At 42.0% G+C, this 4,793-nt stretch carries 4 protein-coding genes; all 4 read right to left on the minus strand.

What is annotated here, in order from left to right; genetic code table 11:
- Positions 1-194: 194 nt before the first annotated feature.
- From mraY to rsmH, 4 genes are read right to left on the minus strand one after another with little or no spacing between them, the layout of a single operon-like run.
- Positions 195-1,175, minus strand: a complete 981-nt coding sequence (gene mraY, locus HT669_RS08795) for a phospho-N-acetylmuramoyl-pentapeptide-transferase (protein WP_172922190.1) — start codon at positions 1,173-1,175, stop codon at positions 195-197.
- A 1-nt stretch (position 1,176) separates the two neighbouring features.
- Complete coding sequence (pbp2X, locus tag HT669_RS08800; RefSeq protein ID WP_172922189.1) at positions 1,177-3,429, minus strand: penicillin-binding protein 2X; 2,253 nt, start codon at positions 3,427-3,429, stop codon at positions 1,177-1,179.
- Between the two features lie 3 nt (positions 3,430-3,432).
- A complete protein-coding gene (gene ftsL / locus HT669_RS08805; protein WP_000840840.1) occupies positions 3,433-3,750 on the minus strand; it encodes a cell division protein FtsL in 318 nt (105 codons plus the stop codon).
- Positions 3,751-3,761: 11 nt separating this feature from the next.
- The gene (gene rsmH / locus HT669_RS08810) at positions 3,762-4,712 is read right to left on the minus strand and encodes a 16S rRNA (cytosine(1402)-N(4))-methyltransferase RsmH (RefSeq protein ID WP_023934064.1); all 951 of its coding nucleotides are present in this window, start codon (positions 4,710-4,712) and stop codon (positions 3,762-3,764) included.
- Positions 4,713-4,793: the final 81 nt, after the last annotated feature.

Here is a 4,793-nt window from a genome sequence, read left to right on the forward strand (position 1 = left end):
GTGTTTTGAGCAACCTGCGTCTAGCTTCCTAGTTTGCTCGTTGATTTTCATTGAGTATAAGTGTTCTAGTAAGGCTTTCATTTACCTTACGTTCATAATATACTACATTAGTCAGAAAAGGTCAAGGATTTTGACTTAGATTGACCAATATTTTTTAAAAAGCAAAAACACCCTGAAACATCAGGGTGCCATTCTTACATCAAATATAAAATTGCTAGGGTCAGGAGACTTGCTAGAAGCCCCACTCCCCAAAAGAAGAAGTCAACCTTCCACTCGCTCCAAGGATTTCCTTTACCAGAAAATCCTCCAAGCTCAAAATGGTGATGGACAGGCGTCATACGGAAAATACGTTTGCCACCAGTCATTTTGAAATAAGTTACTTGCATCATGACCGAAGTTGTTTCAAAAACATACACAATTCCGATAACCAAGAGAGTCCATTCTTGGTGGAGGGCCATAGAAATAGCTGCCAGCATTCCACCTAAAGCCAAGCTTCCCACATCTCCCATAAAGACCTTAGCAGGCTTATGGTTAAAGACGAAGAAACCGAGCAAACCACCAATCATGGCTAGAATCACTAGAAGAATATCCATCTGGCCTTGCACATAGGCAATAACTCCATAGGCAGACAAACTAATCACAACGGAAATACTAGCTAGACCGTCAATACCATCTGTCAAGTTGACTGCGTTTGAAAAACCGACCAGCCAGAAAAGGGCGAAGAAAATATAGAAAATCCCTAGATGCACTTGGTAGCCAAAGACAGAAAGCATATCGCCACCGCGCTCATAGAAAAGGTAGAAAATGACGCCACCTAGAAGCTGAAGAGCCAATTTCTGTTTGGGGTTAAGCCCCTCATTGATTTTACGAAAGACCTTGAGAAAGTCATCTAAAAATCCGACAAGGCCATAAAGGACCAAGATGAACAAAATCATTCCCACATTATTGGTCAATTGTTTTGAAAAAAGAGCAAGAAGGAAACTCACCACAACTGCAGCAATGAGGAAAATAAGTCCCCCCATAGTTGGCGTGCCAGCTTTTGCCTGATGCTGTTTGACATCCTCATGCATCTGCTGGCCTGTAATTTGCGCCTTTCTATAAAATTTGATAAAGGCCGGAATTCCTACTAAAGTTAGTAAAAATGTCACAATTCCAGCACTGATGGAAATAAACATATTAGTCTCCTAAAGTTAATGTAATTTTTTTAATGTCCTTGATAGCTGTGTTAGCACGAACATCTTGCTTCTGCACAGTAGAGCCCGAACCTTCAAATTCAAGTTCTATATTGAGCCACTTAGCAAAGGTCTCAGCAGTCTCTTTTGTCCAACCATACATATCTGGAACTTCCTCTGCTTTATCAGATAAGATCAGGACTTGCTGGTTCGGAGAAAGATTCTTCCCTTCTTCAGCAGAACTGTTTTTAATCTTCGTTCCTGTTCCCACAACAATAGGTTGTACAAGATTGCGACGCAATTCTTCTGCTAAATCACCAGGTGAAATATCCTTGACACTAGGCATAGGATAAGGACTTTGTTGACTTACTTGCTCCAAAGCTTTAGCTGCTGTTTGAAGATTGAGAGAGTCTTTCATAGCTGAAGCCCGCTCCAAGATAGGATTGGCAAATTCTCCCAACTGAATACCTGAATAATGTTCAGGTTGTTGGACCGTCACATACAAGATAAAATCAGGATTTTCAGCTGGATTCATCGACACAGCCGAAAAAATGTAATTGGTCGTACCAACTAAGTAACCTCCATTTTTCTCATCGGCAATCTGAGCCGTACCGGACTTGAGGGCGACATTTTGACCAGGAACAGTTACAGTTGGCTTGCCTGTGCTGTGGTTATACATGGTTCCATAAACTGGATCTGTTCCTACCAAAACCATGTTGGTTCGAGTTAGACTGGCTGCATCTTTAGAAACAGGATTTCCTACAATCTCTTTTTGAGATTTCCGAACAGATTGGTCATTTGGGTCATACAAGGCACTGATAAATTTAGGTTCTAGCATGACGCCATCATTGGCAATAGCGGTAAAGGCACGAATCATTTGCGTCTGGGTCACTGAAATCCCTTGCCCAAATGAGCTTTGCCCAATGCTGACAATATTATCCGCAGGAAGTTGCCCAGCATACTCATCCGTCAAACCGAAACGGGTCGGAACACCAAATTTAAAGCGATTAAGATAATCAAGCCAGGTAGCATCTCCCATCTTTTGCTCAAGAAGGGTCATCCCAACGTTACTTGAGTGAGCGAACCCTTGAGAAAAGGTCATCATTCCTCCGACAGTTAATCCTTCATTGACGTCCCAATCTCGGGTAGTAACATCTGCTACTTTTAACTCACTACTATTGAAAACTTCTCCTCCTGGGAAAGTATTATTATCAATAGCAGCAGCGAGCGTCATGACCTTCATGGGTGACCCTGGCTCATAGTTACTTTGATAGAGGATATCACGCCAAACAAAGTCCTTGGTAAGTCCTTCCTTAGTATCGGCATCAAAGGTTGGTCTCTGCGTCGTTGCAAGAATCTCCCCCGTTTTAGCACTAACCAAGGTAGCCGTCATATACTTGCCTTTTATTTTTTCTTGAAAGGCATTCATCTGTGTCTCCATGAAGGACTGAAGGGTGCTGGAAATAGTTGTATAAACATCCTTGCCATTCACAGTCTTCTGTGATATCTGTTCCGTACCTGGAACAATATTCCCTAAACGGTCTTTTTCATAGGTAATAATCCCATCTGTCCCTGCAAGAATAGTATTCAAGGAACTCTCCATTCCAGAGGTTCCCAGCAAGCTCTTGCTTCCATCTTCATTTTCATGGAGCTGAGCTAATCCGATAAAACTAGAAGCAAATTGTCCGTTTGGGTAACTACGATTGGGACTGGTTGTAAAATCAATCCCCTTGACCTCTGCAGTTTCCAACTCTTTTTTGATAGACATCATATTGGCATAGGTAATCCCATTGCCCTTCGAACCAAAGGAAACTTGCTTGAGATTAGGTTGCGAGAGTTGCTCTCTTACATAGGATTCTTCCATGTCCAGATACTTATGAAAGACCTCTGCAACCTTGTTAAATTGTGTTTTTTCTACGTAAAGAATCTTACCCGTTGCTGACTTATAGTTCTCATCAATAACCGCATAGACATTATAAGATGTCGCATCCTCAGCAATCGGGACTCCATTTCGGTCATAAATAGTCCCACGTTTGGCAGGAACTGTACGGGTGGTTTGATGAACCTTCTTAGCTTCCTTCGCTAAATCTGTTCCAAAGCGAGTGCCCGTCCCAATAATGACCGCAAAATTGACTAAAAAAACGGCAAAAACAAAGACAGATAATAAACTCAGACTTTTTCCAACTCTGCGTCTGTTTTCAGCCGGCGATTTCCGATTTTTGGTCGCATAACGGATTACTTTTTTTGTCCACTTCATATCTTACTCCGCTATTCGAATATTTTCATTGTTTAATTGCAAATCGTGTGAATTGGCAATTTCTTTCAAACGTTCTGCACGTAATAGTTCATTGACCTCTTGCTTGGCATCGTCCAATTCGGTCTTCTTTTCCTCTATCTGCGCATTGATTTTTGTCAAATCATTCTGCACTTGCAAGAGCTTGGTCTGCATAAAAATAATACTAATGGCTACAATAAGAGTGGTTACAGCAATGGAAAAGTAAAAAGCTTTTTCCACACGCGAAAACCGTTTAAGTTGCATCTGTAGTATTTGACCTGTTTTTTCCATTCTTTCTGCCATCTTTTTCCCTCTTACTTGTGAATTTTTCTGGCCACGCGCAACTTGGCTGAGTGCGAGCGGTTATTGGCTTCTAATTCTTCTGCACTTGGCAAGATTGGCTTACGGGACACCAATTCCATCTTGGGCTTGAGATCATCTGGGATGAAGGGTAAGCCTTTTGGAACTTCAACTGTTGAAGCTTCCTTGAATAACTGCTTGGTCAAGCGGTCTTCCAAGGAATGAAAGGTAATCACTGAAATCCTACCATCCAGAGCCAACATATTCATAGCCTGCTGGATGGACTCATCTGCCGCTCCCAGTTCATCATTGACTTCAATTCGAATAGCCTGGAAAATCTGCTTAGCAGGATGACCCTTCTTCTTGAGCTCCTTGGCAGGTTTGGCCGACTTGATAATCTCTGCTAACTCAGTCGTAGTCTCGATTGACTTGACTTCACGTGCTTGTTCAATCTTACGCGCAATCTGTTTAGAGAATTTGTCCTCTCCATACTTGAAGAAAATACGGACCAAGTCATGATAGTCATAATGGTTCACCACTTCATAGGCTGTCAGACTAGCATCCTGATTCATCCGCATGTCCAGTGGCGCATCCTTTTTATAAGAAAAACCACGCTCACGCTGGTCTAATTGAGGACTAGACACTCCCAAGTCATAACAAATTCCATCAATTTCCTGAACACCAGCTTCGCGCAAACGTGCCTGTAAATGACGGAAGTTATCCTTGATAAAGGTCACCATTCCCTTTTCAATGTAAGGTGCCAAGCGTTTTTGCGCATTGTCAATGGCATTCTGGTCCTGGTCAAAGGCATAGAGATGACCTTTTTCACTTAATTTACTTAATAAATACTCGCTATGGCCTGCTCCACCCAAAGTCGCATCAACGTAGATACCGTCGGGCTTTACGTCAAGCATATCAATCGTTTCGTGGAGTAAGACCGTTACATGATGAAATTCTTTTGTCATATCTTATCTATTTTACCACAAATCCGACCAGCTTGCACTAGTCAGACAAATAGGATAAGGAGGCCAAATTTCAAGTTCAAG

The sequence above is a fragment of the Streptococcus sp. 2100 genome, assembly GCF_013276335.1.
GTDB lineage: Bacteria > Bacillota > Bacilli > Lactobacillales > Streptococcaceae > Streptococcus > Streptococcus pseudopneumoniae.